Raw genomic sequence first — 15263 nt, 5'->3', positions numbered from 1 at the left:
GCTCGTGCCGCGGACCGTCTCTAGTGGACGGCCCGTGCCGCGCGATCCAAGAATCGTCGGGCCAGGCGCAGCCCGCCGTCGCTCTCCCTCGAGATCACCATCAGGGTGTCGTCCCCCGCGACTGTGCCCACGATGTCCGGGTCGTCGTGGCCGTCGATCGCGCTCGCGAGGTATTGAGCGGCGCCCGACGGGGTGCGGATGACGGCGAGGTTGGCGGATCCGTCGGCGCTGAACAGCAGTTCGCCGCACAGCCGCGTGAGGCGCTGGTCGGTGCCCTCTCCGGCGGACATGGTGTCCGCGGTCGCGTACACGTGGTGCCCGTCGGTGCCGCGCACCTTGACGGCGCCCACGTCCACCAAGTCGCGCGACAGCGTGGCCTGCGTGACCGTGATGCCCTGCACCTCGAGACGGATGGCGAGCTCTCCCTGAGACCTGATGGGCTCAGCCTCGATCAGGCGCCGGATCAGTGCCTGACGCGCCGCCTTCGTCGCCGGAATCGTATGCGGGCTCATCGATCCACCAGCCAGCTCAGCAGCGCCTTCTGCGCGTGCAGACGGTACTCGGCCTCGAGCCACACCAGCGACTGGTCGCCGTCGATGACGGAACCCGTGATCTCGTGTCCGCGGTACGCGGGCAGGCAGTGCAGCACGTGGGCGCCGGGGGCCGCCAATTCGAGAGTGCGGTCGTTGATCTGGTAGTCGCCGAAGACCTGCATGCGCTCGGCCTTCTGCGCCTCGTCGCCCATCGACACCCAGGTGTCCGTCGCCACCGCGTCGGCGCCCGTGACGGCCTTGTCGAAGTCCGTCGTGACCGTCACCGAGCCGCCGGTGGACGCGGCGAGCTCCTCGGCACGGGCGACCACCTCCTCGTCGGGCAGGTACGCCTCGGGGGCCCCGATCCGCACGTGCATGCCGGCCGTCGCGCCGCCCAGCAGGTACGAGTGCGCCATGTTGTTGGCACCATCGCCCACATACGCGAGGTCGAGCCCCGCGAGGGCGCCCACTCCCCCGCGCTCGTCGGCGATCGCGGCGAGGTCGGCGAGGATCTGGCACGGGTGAAACTGGTCAGTGAGCGCGTTCACGACGGGTACGGACGAGTGGGCCGCCATCTCGTCGATGCGCTCCTGGCCGTAGGTGCGCCACACGATGGCGCTCACCTGACGCTCGAGCACGCGCGCGGTGTCCGCGACCGATTCGCCGCGGCCCATGTGCGAGTTCTGGGAGTCGATCACCAGCGGGTAGCCGCCCAGCTCCGCGACGCCGGTCGAGAAGGACACGCGGGTGCGCGTGGAGTGCTTGTCGAACATGATCGCCACGGCCTTGGGACCCACGAAGGGCTGCACCTTGTAGCGGTCGCGGCGGAACTCCAGGGCGAGCGCCAGCACCTCGCGCTGCTCGGCGGGCGTGAGGTCGTCATCGCGAAGGAAGTGCCGGGCCATCAGCTGTCACCCTCCGCGACGAAGGGGTGGCGCGCCGCGTAGTCCGCGAACCAGTCGATGAAGGTGTCGGCCTCCGCGGTGGTCAGAGTGAGCGCGGGCACCAGGCGCACGGTGTCGGGCGCGGGCGGGTTGACGATGAACCCGGCGGACAGCGCCGCCTGCACCAGGTCGGGGGCGACGGGGACAGCGAGGCCGACGCCGAGCAGCAGCCCCTCGCCGCGCACCTCGACCACGCCGGGAACCGATCCCAGGCGCTCCTTGAGGTGCTCGCCGACCACCTTGGCGTTGCCGAGCAGGGCCTCGTCCTCGATCGCCTGCAGCGTCGCGAGAGCGACGGCGGCGCCCAGCGGGTTGCCGCCGAACGTCGTGCCGTGCTCGCCCTTGCCCAGCAGGGCGCCGGCGCGTTCTCCGAAGGCCACGACGGCGCCGATGGGGAAGCCTCCGCCCAGGCCCTTCGCCAGGGTCATCACGTCGGGCTGAATCCCGTGGAGCTGGTGCGCGAACCAGGCGCCGGTCCGGGCGACGCCGCACTGGACCTCGTCCAGGATCATCAGCGCGCCCGAGCGGTGCGTGAGGGTGCGGATCAGCGCGAGGTACTCGTGGTCGAGAGGGCGCACTCCCGCCTCGCCCTGGATGGGCTCGGCGATGATGGCGGCGAGATCCTCGCCCGCCGCGGTGACCGCGGCGCGCAGCGCGTCCGCGTCATTGGCGGGCACGAAGACCACGCCGCCCGGCATGGGCGCGAACTGCTCGCGGATCGCGGGTTTGTGGGTCATGGCCAGCGAGCCCATGGTGCGGCCGTGAAAACCGCCCTCGAGCGCGATGACTGTGCCCCGGCCCGTCTTGCGCGACATCTTGAACGCCGCCTCGTTGGCCTCGGCGCCCGAGTTGGAGAAGAACACCCGCGAGCCGGACGGCGCGTGCGACAGCGTGAGGAGGCGCTCCGCGAGCGCGATCTGCGGCTCGGTGGCGAAGAAGTTCGACGTGTGGGCGAGCGTGCCGGCCTGCTGAGTGAGCGCGTTCACCCACGCGGGGTGGCCGTGGCCGAGCGCGTTGACCGCGATGCCGCCCAGCAGGTCCAGGTACTTGTTGCCGTCGGCGTCCCACACGTAGGAGCCCTCGCCGCGCACCAGGGCGCGCAGGGGCGTCCCATAGGTGCCCATGAGCGAGTGCTCGTAGCGCTGGGTCTCGACCCGGCCCTTCTCGAGGCCGGCCTCTCCGTGGCTGCTGAGTTCGCTCATGACGACCACAGGTCCACGTCGTCGGGCCGCACCATGGTGCCGATGCCTCGCGTCGTGAAGATCTCGGTGAGGATCGAGTGCGGCTCGCGGCCGTCGATGATGTGCGCCTGGGGCACGCCGCCGCGCACCGCGCGCAGGCACGCCTCCATCTTGGGCACCATGCCGGCGGCGAGGCTCGGCAGCAGCTTCTCGACGTCCGTCGCGTGGATGCGTCGCACCAGCGAGCTCTCGTCGGGCCAGTTCGCGTACAGGCCCTCGACGTCGGTCAGCATGATGAGCTTGCGGGCCCGCAGGGCCACAGCGATCGCCGCGGCGGCGGTGTCCGCATTGACGTTCAGCACGGTGGTGGGGTCGTCGACGTCGGGGGCGACGGTGCTGACGACCGGGATGCGGCCGGCGTGGATGATGTCCTCCACCGCGGCGGGGTTGACCTTGACGACGTCCCCCACCTGGCCGACGTCGACCTTCTTCCCGTCGATCTCAGCGTGGCGGCGCTTGGCCTGCAACAGGCCGGCGTCCTCGCCGGACAGGCCCACCGCGAGCGGGCCGTGGTCGTTGATGAGCCCCACGAGCTCGCGGGACACGGAGCCGGTGAGCACCATGCGCACCACGTCCATGGCCTCGGGCGTGGTGACGCGCAGCCCGCCCTTGAACTCGGACTCGATGCCCAGCTTGTTGAGCATCTCCGAGATCTGGGGGCCACCGCCATGGACGACCACGGGGTACAGGCCGAGCAGGCGCAGGTGCACGACGTCCTGGGCGAAGGCCGCCTTGAGGTTCTCGTCGATCATGGCGTTGCCGCCGTACTTGATCACCACCGTCGCGCCCTTGAAGGACTCGATCCACGGCATGCCGTCGATGAGGACGCCCACCTTCTGCTGGGGCGTGAGGTCGGGATAGTCGATGTCGTGGCTCATGAGGAGTATGCGCTGTTCTCGTGGACGTATTCGTGGGTGAGGTCGTTGGTCCAGACGGTCGCCGAGGCGTCGCCTGCATGGAGGTCCACCACTACGGTGACCTCGCGGCCGGTGAGGTCGACCAGGTCGCGGTCGTCCCCGACGCCCGCCGCCCGGCACACCTGGACTCCGTTGATGGAGACGTCGATGAGCGTGGGGTCGAACGGAGCCACCTGTTCTGGCACCGTTCCCGCGGCGGAGATCACGCGACCCCAGTTGGGGTCCTCGCCGAAGATCGCGGCCTTGAACAGGTTGGACCGGGTGATGGCCCGGGCGACCTCCTCGGCGGCTGCCTCCGTGGTGGCGTTCTCGACGGTCACGGCGATGTCGTGGCTCGCGCCCTCGGCGTCCGCGACGAGCTGTCGTGACAGGTCGGCGAGCGCCTCGGTGAGCGCCGCCTCGAAGTGGCTCGGGTCCGGGCTCTGGCCGGAGGCGCCGCTCGCCAACAGCAGCACGGTGTCATTGGTCGACATGCAGCCGTCCGAGTCGACGCGGTTCAGCGTGCGAGCGACGGCCGATGCGAGGGCCGCCTTCGCGGTCGACGCATCGATCTCGGCGTCCGTGGTGACGACGCACAGCATCGTCGCCATGCCCGGGGCGAGCATGCCCGCCCCCTTCGCCATTCCCCCGACGGTCCAGCCGTCGCGGCCGGCGACGGCCTTCTTCGGCTTGGAGTCGGTGGTCATGATGGCCTCGGCCGCGGCGTCCCCGCCGTCGTGCGAGAGGCCCGTGATGGCCGCATCGGCGCCCGTGAGGAGCGTGTCCATCGGCAGGCGCAGGCCGATGAGGCCGGTGGAGCACACCGCGACGTCACCGGCGCCCACGTCACGGCCGGACGCGCTGAGCGCCTGGGCGACATGCTCGGCGGTGCGGTGCGTGTCCACGAACCCCTCGGGGCCGGTGCACGCGTTCGCGCCGCCCGAGTTGAGGATCACGGCGTCCACGCGGCCGTCCGAGACGACCTCGCGGGACCACGTGACGGGCGCTGCCTCGATGCGGTTGGTGGTGAAGACGCCGGCGGCGACCTTCGACGGGCCCTCGTTGAGGACCACGGCCACGTCCTTGGCGCCCGTGGACTTGATGCCCGCGGCCACCCCGAAGGCGGCGAATCCCTGTGCTGCGGTGACGCTCACGGTGCCACTCCCCTCAGTTGAAGTCCGGTGGTCTCTGGCAGTCCGAGCGCGAGATTCATCGACTGCAGCGCCGCTCCCGCGGTGCCCTTCACAAGGTTGTCGATGGCGCTGATGACGATCACACGGCCGGCCTTCTCGTCGACCGCGACCTGCACCAGGCACGTGTTGGCGCCCAGGGTCGCGGCGGTGGTGGGCCACTGGCCCTCCGGAAGGAGATGGATGAACGGCTCGTCGGTGTAGGCGGTCTCCCATGCGTCGCGGACCTGCGCGGCGGTGATGCCTGCGGCCAGCGGCGCCGTGGTGGTCGCGAGGATGCCGCGCGCCATCGGCACCAAGGTGGGAGTGAAGCTGATGCGAATGTCCTCTCCGCCGGCGACGCCCAGGTTCTGCACGATCTCCGGGATGTGGCGGTGGGTTCCTCCCACCCCGTACGCGGATGCCGCGCCCAGTCCCTCCGAGGCGAGCAGGTTGGTCGCGAGCTTCTTGCCCGCTCCCGAGTAGCCGTTGGCGAGCACCGCGACGATGTCGGCGGGGTCGACCACCCCGGCCGCGACGCCGGGCTGCAGGCCCAGGGTGACGGCCGTGACGTTGCAGCCGGGAACGGCGATGCGCTTGGCGCCGGGAAGGTGATCGCGCTGGTGACCGTCCGCGGTGATGAGCTCGGGCATGCCGTACGGCCAGGTGCCCGAGTGCTCGCCGCCGTAGTACTCGGCCCACGCCTCGGCGCTCGCGAGGCGGTGGTCGGCGCCGCAGTCGATCACCAGGGTCTCGGGCGGCAGCTGCGCCGCGATCGCGCCGGACGCTCCGTGCGGCAGTGCCAGCACCACCACGTCGTGGCCCGCGAGGGTCTCGGCGCTGGTCTCGACGATGGTGCGATCCGCGAGGGTGCGCAGGTGCGGCTGGTGGACCCCCAGCAGGTCGCCCGCGGACGAGTGGGCCGTGAGGGCCCCGAACTCGATATCTGGATGCTCGCTGAACACGCGCAGCACTTCGCCGCCCACGTATCCGGATGCGCCGGAGACTGCCACTGAGATTGCCATGCGCATAACTATACATGCCCATGAATAGTCTTGAGTCGACGCGCCGGCGCCCGATGCAAGGATGGCAGGCATGAGAGCAATCCAGGCAGACACCGCAGGCGGACCCGAACAGATGCGCATGGTCGACGTGGCCGACCCCGAGATCCGGCCCGACCAGGTGCTCGTCGACGTGGCGGCGAGCGGAGTCAACTACATCGACACGTACCAGCGCTCGGGCGTGTACGACGTGGCGCGTCCCTTCCGGCCGGGCCTCGAGGGCGCCGGAGTGGTCGCCGCGGTGGGCGCGGAGGTCGACTGGGCGGCGCCCGGCGACCGCCTCGCATGGGCGGGCACACTCGGCTCGTACGCCGACCGCGTGGCGCTGTCCCGCGAGGACGCCTACCGCGTGCCCGACGGCGTCGAGCTCGACACGGCGGCCGCCCTGATGCTGCAGGGGCTCACCGCCCACTTCCTGAGCGCATCGTGCTTTCCGCTCGAATCGCGCCACACCGCGCTGGTGCACGCCGGAGCGGGCGGCGTGGGCCTGCTGCTCACCCAGCTGGCGGTGGCCCGCGGGGCGCGCGTGATCACCACGGTGTCGCGCGACGACAAGGAGGAGCTGTCGAGGGCCGCCGGAGCGTCCGACGTGATCCGCTACGAGACGTTCACCGACATCGCCACGGACCTGCCGCGCGCGGTCCGCGACCTCACCGACGGAGAGGGCGTCGACGTGGTCTACGACGGGGTGGGCGCGGCCACCTTCGACGGCTCGCTCGAGTCGCTCGCGGTGCGCGGAACGCTCGTGCTGTTCGGCGGCGCCTCGGGTCAGGTGCCCCCGTTCGACCTGCAGCGCCTCAACCGTGGCGGCTCGCTGTCCGTGACCCGCCCCTCGATGGTCCACTACCTCCGCACCGACGAGGAGCGATCCTGGCGAGCCGGCGAGCTGTTCTCAGCCGTCGCGTCCGGGAAGCTCGACGTCCGCATCGGCGCCACCTACCCGATCGAGGAAGCGCCCGCCGCGCACCGGGCGCTCGAGGCCCGCGGCACGACCGGCAAGGTGCTGCTGCTTCCGTAGGCGTGCGACATGCCAGGGACGCGGTCGCGTCACACGCTCGTGACATGCGCACGGCACAATGAGGGGCATGCAGAACCTCCGGATGCGCGTCATGAGAGACTCCGACCTGCCCGCGATCCTCGCTCTCAACACCGAGGCCGCCCCCGCGGTCACGGTGCTGACCGAGGACCAGATGCGCTCCCTCATCGAGTTCTGCGACGTGTGCCTGGTCGCGCTGAACCGCAAGGGCGAGGTCATCGCCTTCCTGCTGAGCCTCGGTCACGGACAGTCCTACGAGTCCGAGAACTACCGCTGGTTCGAGGACCGCGGCGTGCGGCACCAGTACATCGACCGGATCGTGGTCGGCTCGACCGCCCGCGGCACGGGCGTGGGGCACGCGATGTACGAGTCCGTGTTCGAGCGCGCCCGCGAGCGCGGCGCGACGGAGGTCACCGCCGAGGTCAACCTCGACCCGCCCAACCCGCGCTCGATGGACTTCCACGAGCGCATGGGCTTCCGCCAGCTCGGCGAGCAGACCACCAAGGGCGGCGCCATCAGGGTGGCGCTGCTGTCGCGGCCCGTCGACTGACAGCGTCGACCGACAACGTCGACTGACAGCCCGGAGGCGGGCGCCGTGCCCGTAGCATCGGTGTCATGCGCATCCTCATCGTCGGCGGCACCGGACTGATCTCGTCGGAGCTCGCGGCCCTCGCCGCCGAGCGCGGCGACTCCCTCACCCTCATCAACCGGGGCAACTCCCCCGTCGCGCCCCCTCCGGCCGGCGCCGAGGTGATCCACGCGGACGCGACCGACGCCGGCGCCATGCGCGCGGCCCTGCGGGGGCGCCAGCTGCGCGGCGAGCGGTTCGACGCCGTCGTGCAGTGCGTGGCCTTCACCCCCGAGCACGTGGCCGAGGACGTGGAGACGTTCGCGCGACTCACGGACCAGTACGTGCTGATCGCCACCGGCGCCTCGTACCGGACGGCGGAGCGCTTCCAGTTCCTCACCGAGGAGACCGGCCAGGAAAACCTCTACTGGGAGTACGCGCGACTCAAGCTGGCGGCGGAACAGGTGCTGCGCGCCTCCGCGGGCCTGCCGTGGACGATCGTGCGACCCGCGCACACCTACGGCCCGTCGAAGATCCCGGCCTTCACCGGAAACTCTCGCCACCCGTGGACCATCGTCGACCGCATGCGCCGTGGAGCGGACATCGTGATCCCGGGTGACGGCACCGCGCTGTGGACCATCACCCACGCGCGGGACGTCGCCGCCGGCATCCTGGGGCTGCTCGGCAGCCCCGACGCGATCGGCACGGCCGTCCACATCACCTCGGACGAGGCACTCACGTGGACCGGGCTGTACCGCGAGATCGCGCGGGCCGCGGGGCTCACCGACGAGCAGTTCGAGGCCCAGCGCCTGAGCGTTCCGTCCGACGCGATGGTCGCCGCGGCGCCCTCGCAGGCCGGGTCGATCTACGGCGACAAGATGCACTCCGCCGTCTACGACACGTCCCGCATCGCGGCGCTCGTGCCCGGCTGGCGCGCCCGCATCCCGTTCGACGAGGGCGCCGCCGAGGCGGTCTCGTGGTTCGAGGCCGACCCTTCGCGGCAGACCGTGGACCGCGATGCGGACGCGATGTTCGACAAGCTCGCGGTCATCTACCGGGACGCGCTGCGCCGCGCCGGCGAATAGCCGGCCCCCGCATCGGCCGCCCGCACCCGCTCGACACGGGCGACGCCACGCGCCCGGCTGGCCAGGCTGACGGCCGATGCGCGCGTACAGTGAGGAGCACACGTCACGCCTGCAAGGAGGCAGCATGCGCGTCCTATTCCTCGGCGGCACCGGGCTGATCTCGTCCGCCGTCTCTCCCCTCGCGATCGAGCGCGGCGTGGATCTCACCCTGGTGACGCGCGGTCGCTCGGCGCGCGGCTCGGTCCCGGACGGTGCGCGCTCGCTCATAGTGGACGCGCGGGACCCGCAGGCCCTGCGCGCCGCAGTGCGCGAGGACGTCGCGGAACGTGGGCGGTACGACGCGGTGGTGCAGTGGATCTGCTTCGACACCGACCACCTGCGCGAGGACATCGAGACGTTCTCGGGGCTGACCGATCAGTACGTGTTCATCTCCTCCGCGAGCGCCTATGAGACTCCCCCGTCCCACTACGTGGTGACCGAGGCGGGCACGCCGCTGAGCAACCCCTTCTGGCAGTACAGCCGGGACAAGGCCGCGTGCGAGGCACTGCTGCGCGAGGCCGGGTCCCGCGGGGACCTGCCGTTCACGATCGTCCGCCCCTCCCACACCTACGGCTATTCCGACATCGTGTTCGGGATCGCCTCGTGGACGCACCCGTGGACCGTGGCCGAGCGGCTGCGGACGGGACGTCCGGTGCTCGTCCATGGCGATGGCACGTCGTTGTGGACCATCACCGACCACCGCGACTTCGCGGTGGGCCTGGTGGGGCTGCTGGGCGAACCCCGCGCCATCGGAGAGGACTTCCACATCACCGGCGACGACGTGCTGACGTGGAACCAGATCCACGGGCACGTGGCCGAGGCCCTCGGGTTGAGCCGCGACGCACTGGAGGCGCAGACCGTCCGCGTGCCCACCGATGTGCTCGTCAGGTTCGACCGCGACGAGTTCGAGGGGCCGCTCATGGGCGACAAGGCCAACCCTGCGGTGTTCGACACGAGCAAGCTGCGTGCGATCGTCCCCGACTTCGCGACCCGCCATCACTTCGCGGACGCGATCCACGAATCGGTCGCCTGGTTCGAGGCGGATCCGGCACGGCGCAGCGTCGATCACGAGGCGGATGCGCGATGGGACCGGATCATCCACGCGTACCGAGGGGCGATCGACAGAGCAGTCGACTCGGTCACAGGCGGCGGTTCCTGACAGTCGACACGCGACGCGGGCCCGGCGTGAGGTCGTACCCTGACGGGGTGAGGTTCTCGCGCCGTCGCCGCTCCCGTGACGGGAGCGCAGCCGCCGTGCCCTCCGGCGCCGGCAATGACGAGGCGGCGTTCGAGAACAGGCTGATCGACGCCGCGGTGCGGGTGCTCGCCTCCTCGCCGCAGGCCTCCGTCGAGGACATCGCGCGGCGCACGCACACCGACCCCCGCGAGTGGAGGGTGCGCTTCCCCACGCGAGAGGACCTCATCGAGCGGGCGGTCATGCGCGGCGCGCACCGGATCGCGCGCGGTGCCTTCCTCGAGGACGGGACTCCCGCAGAACAGGTGGCGCTGCTGGTCGGGAGGCTGTGGGACGACCAGGAACCGGTGGCCCCCTTCATCACCATGGGGGTCCGCACCCATCTGCGCATCCCCGTCGAGGAGGCGCTGGCCCCGGCGCGGGCGCTGTTCGCCGATGCGGTCGCTCGCGGCGCCGCGGACGGCACCCTGCGGGCCGACGTGTCGCCGCGCGCCGTTGCGTGGCTCATCGAGCAGTCGATGATGGACTGCCTCGAGGCGCTCGCACGCGGCCTGATGGAGGGCGAGGACGGGCGCGTCTTCGCGATCCGCCAGGCGCTCGCGACGGCCGGACTGTCGTGGATGGACGCCGCGGCGGTCACCGCCGCGGTCGAGCGGCGGCTGTCGTGACCGACCCCAGCACCACCCCGAACGCGGCCGTGATCTGCCGCACGATCAGGAGGTAGCGATGCGTGCCATCGTCAGCGACGAGGGGCTCCCCCTCGACGATCCGAGAGCCCTGCGCGACGCCGAGACGCCCGAACCGGAGCCTGGGCCCCGCGACGTCGTGATCCGCGTCGAGGCGGTGTCCGTCAACCCCGTGGACGTCAAGAAGCGTCGCTCGCACAAGGCCTCCCGAGGGCCGCTCACGCTCGGCTACGACGGTGCAGGAGTCGTGGTGGAGGCCGGCAGCGAGGTCGTGGGGCTGAAGCCGGGCGACGAGGTGTGGTGGACCGGGGACGCGACCCGGCCGGGCGCCAACGCCGAGCTGCAGGCCGTCGACCACCGCATCGTGGCACTGAAGCCCACCACCGCATCGTTCGCCGACGCGGCGTCGCTGCCGCTGACCGCGCTGACCGCGTGGGAGTCGATGTTCGACCACCTGCGCCTGAACCGCGAGGACCGCGGCACGCTGCTGATCGTGGGCGGAGCGGGCGGAGTGGGGTCGATCCTCACGCAGCTCGCGACACGGCTGACCGCTCTGCGCGTGATCGCGACGGCCTCTCGCGACGAGTCCAGGGACTGGGCACTGCGCATGGGCGCACACGCCGTCGCTGATCACCGCGACCTCGTGGCCGCGGTCACGGACCTCGCCCCCGACGGGGTGGAGTACGTGTTCTCGTCCTACACGCGCGGCAGCATCGAGGCTTTCGCGAAGGTGCTCAAGCCCTTTGGGCACGTGGTCTCGATCGACGGGACCGACGAGTCGCTCCTGCCGCTGTTCGCCAAGTCGGCGAGCATGCACTGGGAGTACATGTTCACGCGCTCACGGTACGAGGCCTGGGACATCGCGGAGCAGTCGCGAATCCTCGCCGCCGTGGCGGAGCTCGTGGACCGCGGCACGGTGGCGACCACCGCGACGCGGTACATCGACGACTTCACGGCCGAGGGGATCCGCGAGGCGCACCGGCTGGTCGAGACGCAGGCCATGATCGGCAAGGTCGTGGTGCACCGCTGACACGGCGGGCCCGCGCTGGGTTCAGCCCTGCATCTGCCCCTTGACCGTGTCGAGCAGCTCGTCCCACGAGGCCACGAACTTCTGAATGCCCTCGTCCTCGAGCTGGAGAGTGACGTCGTCGATGTCGACGCCCGCCTCGGCGAGGCGCTCGAAGTCGGCGCGTGCCTGGTCATAGGAGCCGCGCACCGTGTCCCACTCGCCGTCCTGGGCGACGCCGTGCTCGGCGAACGCGTCGATGGTCGCCTGCGGCATGGTGTTGACGGTTCCGGCGGTGACCAGCTCGTCGACGTACATGGTGTCCGGGTACGCCTTGTCCTTGACGGAGGTCGAGGCCCACAGCGGCCGCTGCGGGTGCGCGCCCGCGTCCGCGAGCGCGCTCCAGCGGTCGGAGGCCAGCACCTGCTCGTGGTGCTCGAAGGCGAGCCGGGCGTTGGCGAGGGCGGCCGTGCCGCGCGCCGGCGAGTCGGGACCGATCGCGTCGAGGCGTCCGTCCACCTCGGCGTCCACGCGGCTGATGAAGAACGACGCCACCGAGCCGATGCGGGACAGGTCGTGGCCGTTGGCCTTCGCCTGCTCGAGTCCCGTGAGGAACGCCTCGACCACCTCGCGGTAGCGCTGGAGGGAGAAGATCAGCGTGACGTTGACCGAGATGCCGAGCGAGAGCGCCTCGGTGATGGCCGGCAGACCCTCGGCGGTGGCCGGGATCTTGATCATGACGTTGGGGCGATCCACGAGCCACCACAGCTGCTTGGCCTCGGCGATCGTCGCGCCGGTGTTGCGCGCGAACCGCGGGTCCACCTCGATCGACACGCGGCCGTCGACGCCTTCGGTGGCGTCGTACACGGGTCGCAGCACGTCGCACGCCTCGCGCACGTCGGCCGCCGTGATCATGCGCACGGCCTCGTCGACGTCCACGCCGCGAGTGGCGAGGTCCGCGACCTGATCGTCGTACTGGTCGGAGCCGGCGACGGCGGCCGCGAAGATCGACGGGTTGGTGGTGACCCCCACGATCGAGCTGTCCTTGATGTCGCGCTCAAGCGACCCGGACCGCAGGCGCTCCCGGCTCAGGTCGTCGAGCCAGATCGACACTCCCGCTGAGGACAGTGCCGAAAGGGATGAGGTGTGCGTGGTCGCGGTCATGCGGGGCTCCTTCGCGTCGGGGACGGGGTCTGCTGTGGTCAACGTGCAAGTCATCGCCCAGCATTCCACGTGCGCCCCTCGTCACGCACGGGGCGGCCGCGACCGGCGGCTGTCGCGGGCGAATCGCGCGCCGCGGGAATCCCTCGCGGGTCAGCCCGCGTTGGTATGGACGAGCCACACAAAGGAGGCCGTGTGCCCTGGTCCACCGCTGACATCCCCGACCTGACCGACCGCACCGCCGTCGTGACCGGCGCGAACGGTGGGCTGGGTCTGGAGACGGCGAGGGCGCTCGCCGCTGCCGGGGCGCATGTGGTCATGGCGGCGCGCAGCCCCGACAAGACGGCCGATGCGCGTGAGGCCATTCTCTCCGCTCAGCCCGACGCGTCCCTCGAGATCGTGCCCCTGGATCTGTCCTCGCAGCGCCAGACCCGCGAGGCCGCCGCACGGATCACGGACACCCATCCGCGCATCGACATCCTGATCAACAACGCGGGTGTGATGGCGACCCCCGAGGGCCGCACCGAGGACGGGTACGAGACTCAGCTGGGCATCGATCACCTGGGCCACTGGACCTTCACCGCCGACCTGATGCCCGCGCTGACGCGCGCCTCCGCCGCTCGCGTGGTGACCGTGACGAGCACCGCGCACCACGTGGGCCGCCGCATCGACCCCGCGAACCCGCATCTCGAGGGCCGCTACAGCCCGTGGCGCGCGTACGGCCAGGCGAAGCTGGCGAACCTGCACTTCGCGTACGGCCTCGAGCGCTCCTTCCGCGCCGCGGGTGTGAGCACGCAGTCGCTCGCCGCGCACCCCGGGCTGTCTCACACGGATCTGCAGAAGCGCACGGTGCGCGAGGGCGGCGGCGGCTCGAGCGGCCCCTTCTTCGAACGCATGGCCGCCGAACGAGGCATGCCCGCCGCGCGCGGTGCCCTGCCCCAGTTGAGAGCGGCGACCGACCCGCGCGCCCGCGGCGGACAGTTCTACGGCCCGCGGTGGATGAACGTCGGCAACGCGGTGCGCCTGCCGCTGTACCGGCGCGTCGGGCTGTCGCGCTCGATCGCGGTGCTGTGGGAGGTCTCCGAGGACCTGACCGGAGTGGAGATGTCGATCGATGACTCCCGCGACGCGCGACCGGGGGCGACGCGCATCGCCCAGCCGTAGTGTGAGCAGCAGTGACGTCCCTTCCATGAGATCCCCGTACCCATGAGGAGTGCCATGCCAGGCGCACAGCCCGAGACCCCGTCCGATGCCCTCGTATTCTTCGGCGCGAGCGGAGACCTCGCGCGCAAGTCCATCTTCCCGTCGCTGTACCGCATGGTGAAGTCCGGGGAGCTGCGCGTGCCAGTGGTGGGAGTGGCGTTCTCCCAGTGGGGCATCGACGATCTCAAGGGCCGCGCCAAGGAGTCAGTCGCGGCATCGGACGGCGGCATCGACGACGAGGAGGCGATGGACACACTCCTGTCCCTGCTGCGGTACGTCGACGGCGACTACAACGACCCCCAGACCTTCGAGCGGCTGCGCGACGAGATCCGAGAGTGCGCGGCCCCCACGCACTACCTTGCGATCCCGCCCATGCTGTTCGGCACGGTGGTCGAAGGACTCAAGGCGGTCGGGCTGCACGAGAACGGTCGCGTGGTGGTCGAGAAGCCGTTCGGCCGTGACCTCGCGAGCGCGCTGGAGCTGGACGCCACGATCACGCAGGCGTTCGACCAGTCCGCGATCTTCCGCATCGATCACTTCCTGGGCAAGGAGGAGATCATGAATCTCCTCTACTTCCGGTTCGCGAACGCGATGTTCGAGCCGCTGTGGAACCGCACCCACATCGAGTCGATCCAGATCACCCTCGCGGAGAAGTTCGGCGTGAGCGGGCGGGGCGGCTTCTACGAGTCCGCGGGCGCGCTGCGCGACGTCATCCAGAACCACCTCTTCCAGGTGGTGGCGCTGCTGACCATGGACGCCCCCGCCTACCAGGGCTACGGCGCCGTGCAGGCCGCCAAGGTCAACGTGTTCAAGGCCATGCGCCCCCTCACCCGGCACGACTACGTGCGCGGCCAGTTCCGCGGCTACCGCGACGAGCCCGACGTTGCGCCGAACTCCGACGTCGAGACCTACGCGGCCGTCAAGCTCCACATCGACTCGTGGCGGTGGGCGGACGTGCCCATCTACATCCGCACCGGCAAGTCCCTCGCGGTCTCCGCGGGCGAGGTCGTCGTGAACTTCAGGCGGCCCCCGCAGGCGCTGTTCCAAGACGCACTCGACCCCGATCAGCACCCGAACCGCCTGCGGTTCCGGCTGTCCCCCTCCAGCGAGATCGGCCTGGGAGTGCGCGTCAAGCGCCCCGGTGAGGAGTTCGTGGGACACGAGCAGGAGCTGCGGCTGCACACCGAGAGCCCGCTCGATGTCGAGCCCTACGAGCGGCTCCTCGCGGACGCCCTGCGCGGCGACAGCGCGCTGTTCACGCACGAGGAGTCGGTCGAGGCGGCATGGCGAGTGGTCGAGGGAATCCTCACCGACCACACCCCCGCGATTGCCTACGAGCCCGGCAGCTGGGGGCCGGAGGAGGCCGCCGGCAGGCTCATCGGCCAGGACGGCCCGTGGCTCACGCCACGGGTGGACCCCGACCAGGGCTAGCACCCAGCA

15 protein-coding genes are annotated in these 15263 nt (G+C 70.9%); 8 read left to right on the top strand and 7 right to left on the bottom strand.

Annotated elements, in window-relative coordinates; genetic code table 11:
• Positions 1–20 precede the first annotated feature (20 nt).
• The 6 genes from argR to argC are packed head-to-tail and all read right to left on the bottom strand — an operon-like array spanning position 21 to position 5808.
• Positions 21–512 carry an arginine repressor gene (gene argR / locus ACNI14_RS07955; protein ID WP_420519463.1) on the bottom strand — a complete coding sequence of 164 codons (492 nt, stop codon included), beginning with the start codon at positions 510–512 and terminating at the stop codon, positions 21–23.
• Positions 509–1438 carry an ornithine carbamoyltransferase gene (argF, locus tag ACNI14_RS07950; protein WP_420519462.1) on the bottom strand — a complete coding sequence of 310 codons (930 nt, stop codon included), beginning with the start codon at positions 1436–1438 and terminating at the stop codon, positions 509–511. Before argF ends, argR begins: the two co-directional genes overlap by 4 nt.
• The gene (locus ACNI14_RS07945) at positions 1438–2679 is read right to left on the bottom strand and encodes an acetylornithine transaminase (protein ID WP_420519461.1); all 1242 of its coding nucleotides are present in this window, start codon (positions 2677–2679) and stop codon (positions 1438–1440) included. The genes argF and ACNI14_RS07945 overlap by 1 nt, the downstream gene beginning before the upstream one ends.
• On the bottom strand, positions 2676–3596 hold the full coding sequence (gene argB, locus ACNI14_RS07940; RefSeq protein ID WP_420519460.1) for an acetylglutamate kinase: 921 nt from the start codon (positions 3594–3596) through the stop codon (positions 2676–2678). The genes ACNI14_RS07945 and argB overlap by 4 nt, the downstream gene beginning before the upstream one ends.
• Complete coding sequence (gene argJ / locus ACNI14_RS07935) at positions 3593–4768, bottom strand: bifunctional glutamate N-acetyltransferase/amino-acid acetyltransferase ArgJ (protein WP_420519459.1); 1176 nt, start codon at positions 4766–4768, stop codon at positions 3593–3595. The genes argB and argJ overlap by 4 nt, the downstream gene beginning before the upstream one ends.
• A complete protein-coding gene (gene argC / locus ACNI14_RS07930) occupies positions 4765–5808 on the bottom strand; it encodes an N-acetyl-gamma-glutamyl-phosphate reductase (protein ID WP_420519458.1) in 1044 nt (347 codons plus the stop codon). Before argC ends, argJ begins: the two co-directional genes overlap by 4 nt.
• A gap of 70 nt (positions 5809–5878) precedes the next feature.
• On the opposite strand from argC, the gene ACNI14_RS07925 reads away from it, so the two are divergent.
• From ACNI14_RS07925 to ACNI14_RS07900, 6 genes are all read left to right on the top strand, one after another.
• Positions 5879–6862, top strand: coding sequence for a quinone oxidoreductase family protein (locus ACNI14_RS07925; RefSeq protein ID WP_420519457.1), 984 nt, complete (start codon positions 5879–5881; stop codon positions 6860–6862).
• Between the two features lie 67 nt (positions 6863–6929).
• Complete coding sequence (locus tag ACNI14_RS07920) at positions 6930–7430, top strand: GNAT family N-acetyltransferase (RefSeq protein ID WP_420519456.1); 501 nt, start codon at positions 6930–6932, stop codon at positions 7428–7430.
• A 65-nt stretch (positions 7431–7495) separates the two neighbouring features.
• The gene (locus tag ACNI14_RS07915) at positions 7496–8533 is read left to right on the top strand and encodes an NAD-dependent epimerase/dehydratase family protein (protein WP_420519455.1); all 1038 of its coding nucleotides are present in this window, start codon (positions 7496–7498) and stop codon (positions 8531–8533) included.
• A gap of 124 nt (positions 8534–8657) precedes the next feature.
• The gene (locus ACNI14_RS07910) at positions 8658–9731 is read left to right on the top strand and encodes an NAD-dependent epimerase/dehydratase family protein (RefSeq protein WP_420519454.1); all 1074 of its coding nucleotides are present in this window, start codon (positions 8658–8660) and stop codon (positions 9729–9731) included.
• Positions 9732–9778: 47 nt separating this feature from the next.
• On the top strand, positions 9779–10435 hold the full coding sequence (locus ACNI14_RS07905; RefSeq protein WP_420519453.1) for a TetR/AcrR family transcriptional regulator: 657 nt from the start codon (positions 9779–9781) through the stop codon (positions 10433–10435).
• A 58-nt stretch (positions 10436–10493) separates the two neighbouring features.
• Entirely contained in the window at positions 10494–11483 is a 990-nt protein-coding gene (locus ACNI14_RS07900) for a zinc-binding alcohol dehydrogenase family protein (RefSeq protein WP_420519452.1), read from the top strand.
• A gap of 21 nt (positions 11484–11504) precedes the next feature.
• On the opposite strand, the gene tal is transcribed toward ACNI14_RS07900, so the two are convergent.
• Positions 11505–12623, bottom strand: coding sequence for a transaldolase (gene tal / locus ACNI14_RS07895; RefSeq protein ID WP_420519451.1), 1119 nt, complete (start codon positions 12621–12623; stop codon positions 11505–11507).
• A 192-nt stretch (positions 12624–12815) separates the two neighbouring features.
• Between tal and ACNI14_RS07890 the strand changes: the two genes are divergently transcribed.
• Both ACNI14_RS07890 and zwf read left to right on the top strand, forming a co-directional pair.
• Positions 12816–13784 carry an oxidoreductase gene (locus tag ACNI14_RS07890; RefSeq protein ID WP_420519450.1) on the top strand — a complete coding sequence of 323 codons (969 nt, stop codon included), beginning with the start codon at positions 12816–12818 and terminating at the stop codon, positions 13782–13784.
• Positions 13785–13838: 54 nt separating this feature from the next.
• A complete protein-coding gene (zwf, locus tag ACNI14_RS07885) occupies positions 13839–15254 on the top strand; it encodes a glucose-6-phosphate dehydrogenase (protein ID WP_420519449.1) in 1416 nt (471 codons plus the stop codon).
• Positions 15255–15263 lie beyond the last annotated feature (9 nt).

This window comes from Demequina pilifera (assembly GCF_048814985.1).
In the GTDB taxonomy this organism is placed as follows: domain Bacteria; phylum Actinomycetota; class Actinomycetes; order Actinomycetales; family Demequinaceae; genus Demequina.
This window is presented reverse-complemented; position numbering and strand designations above follow the sequence as displayed.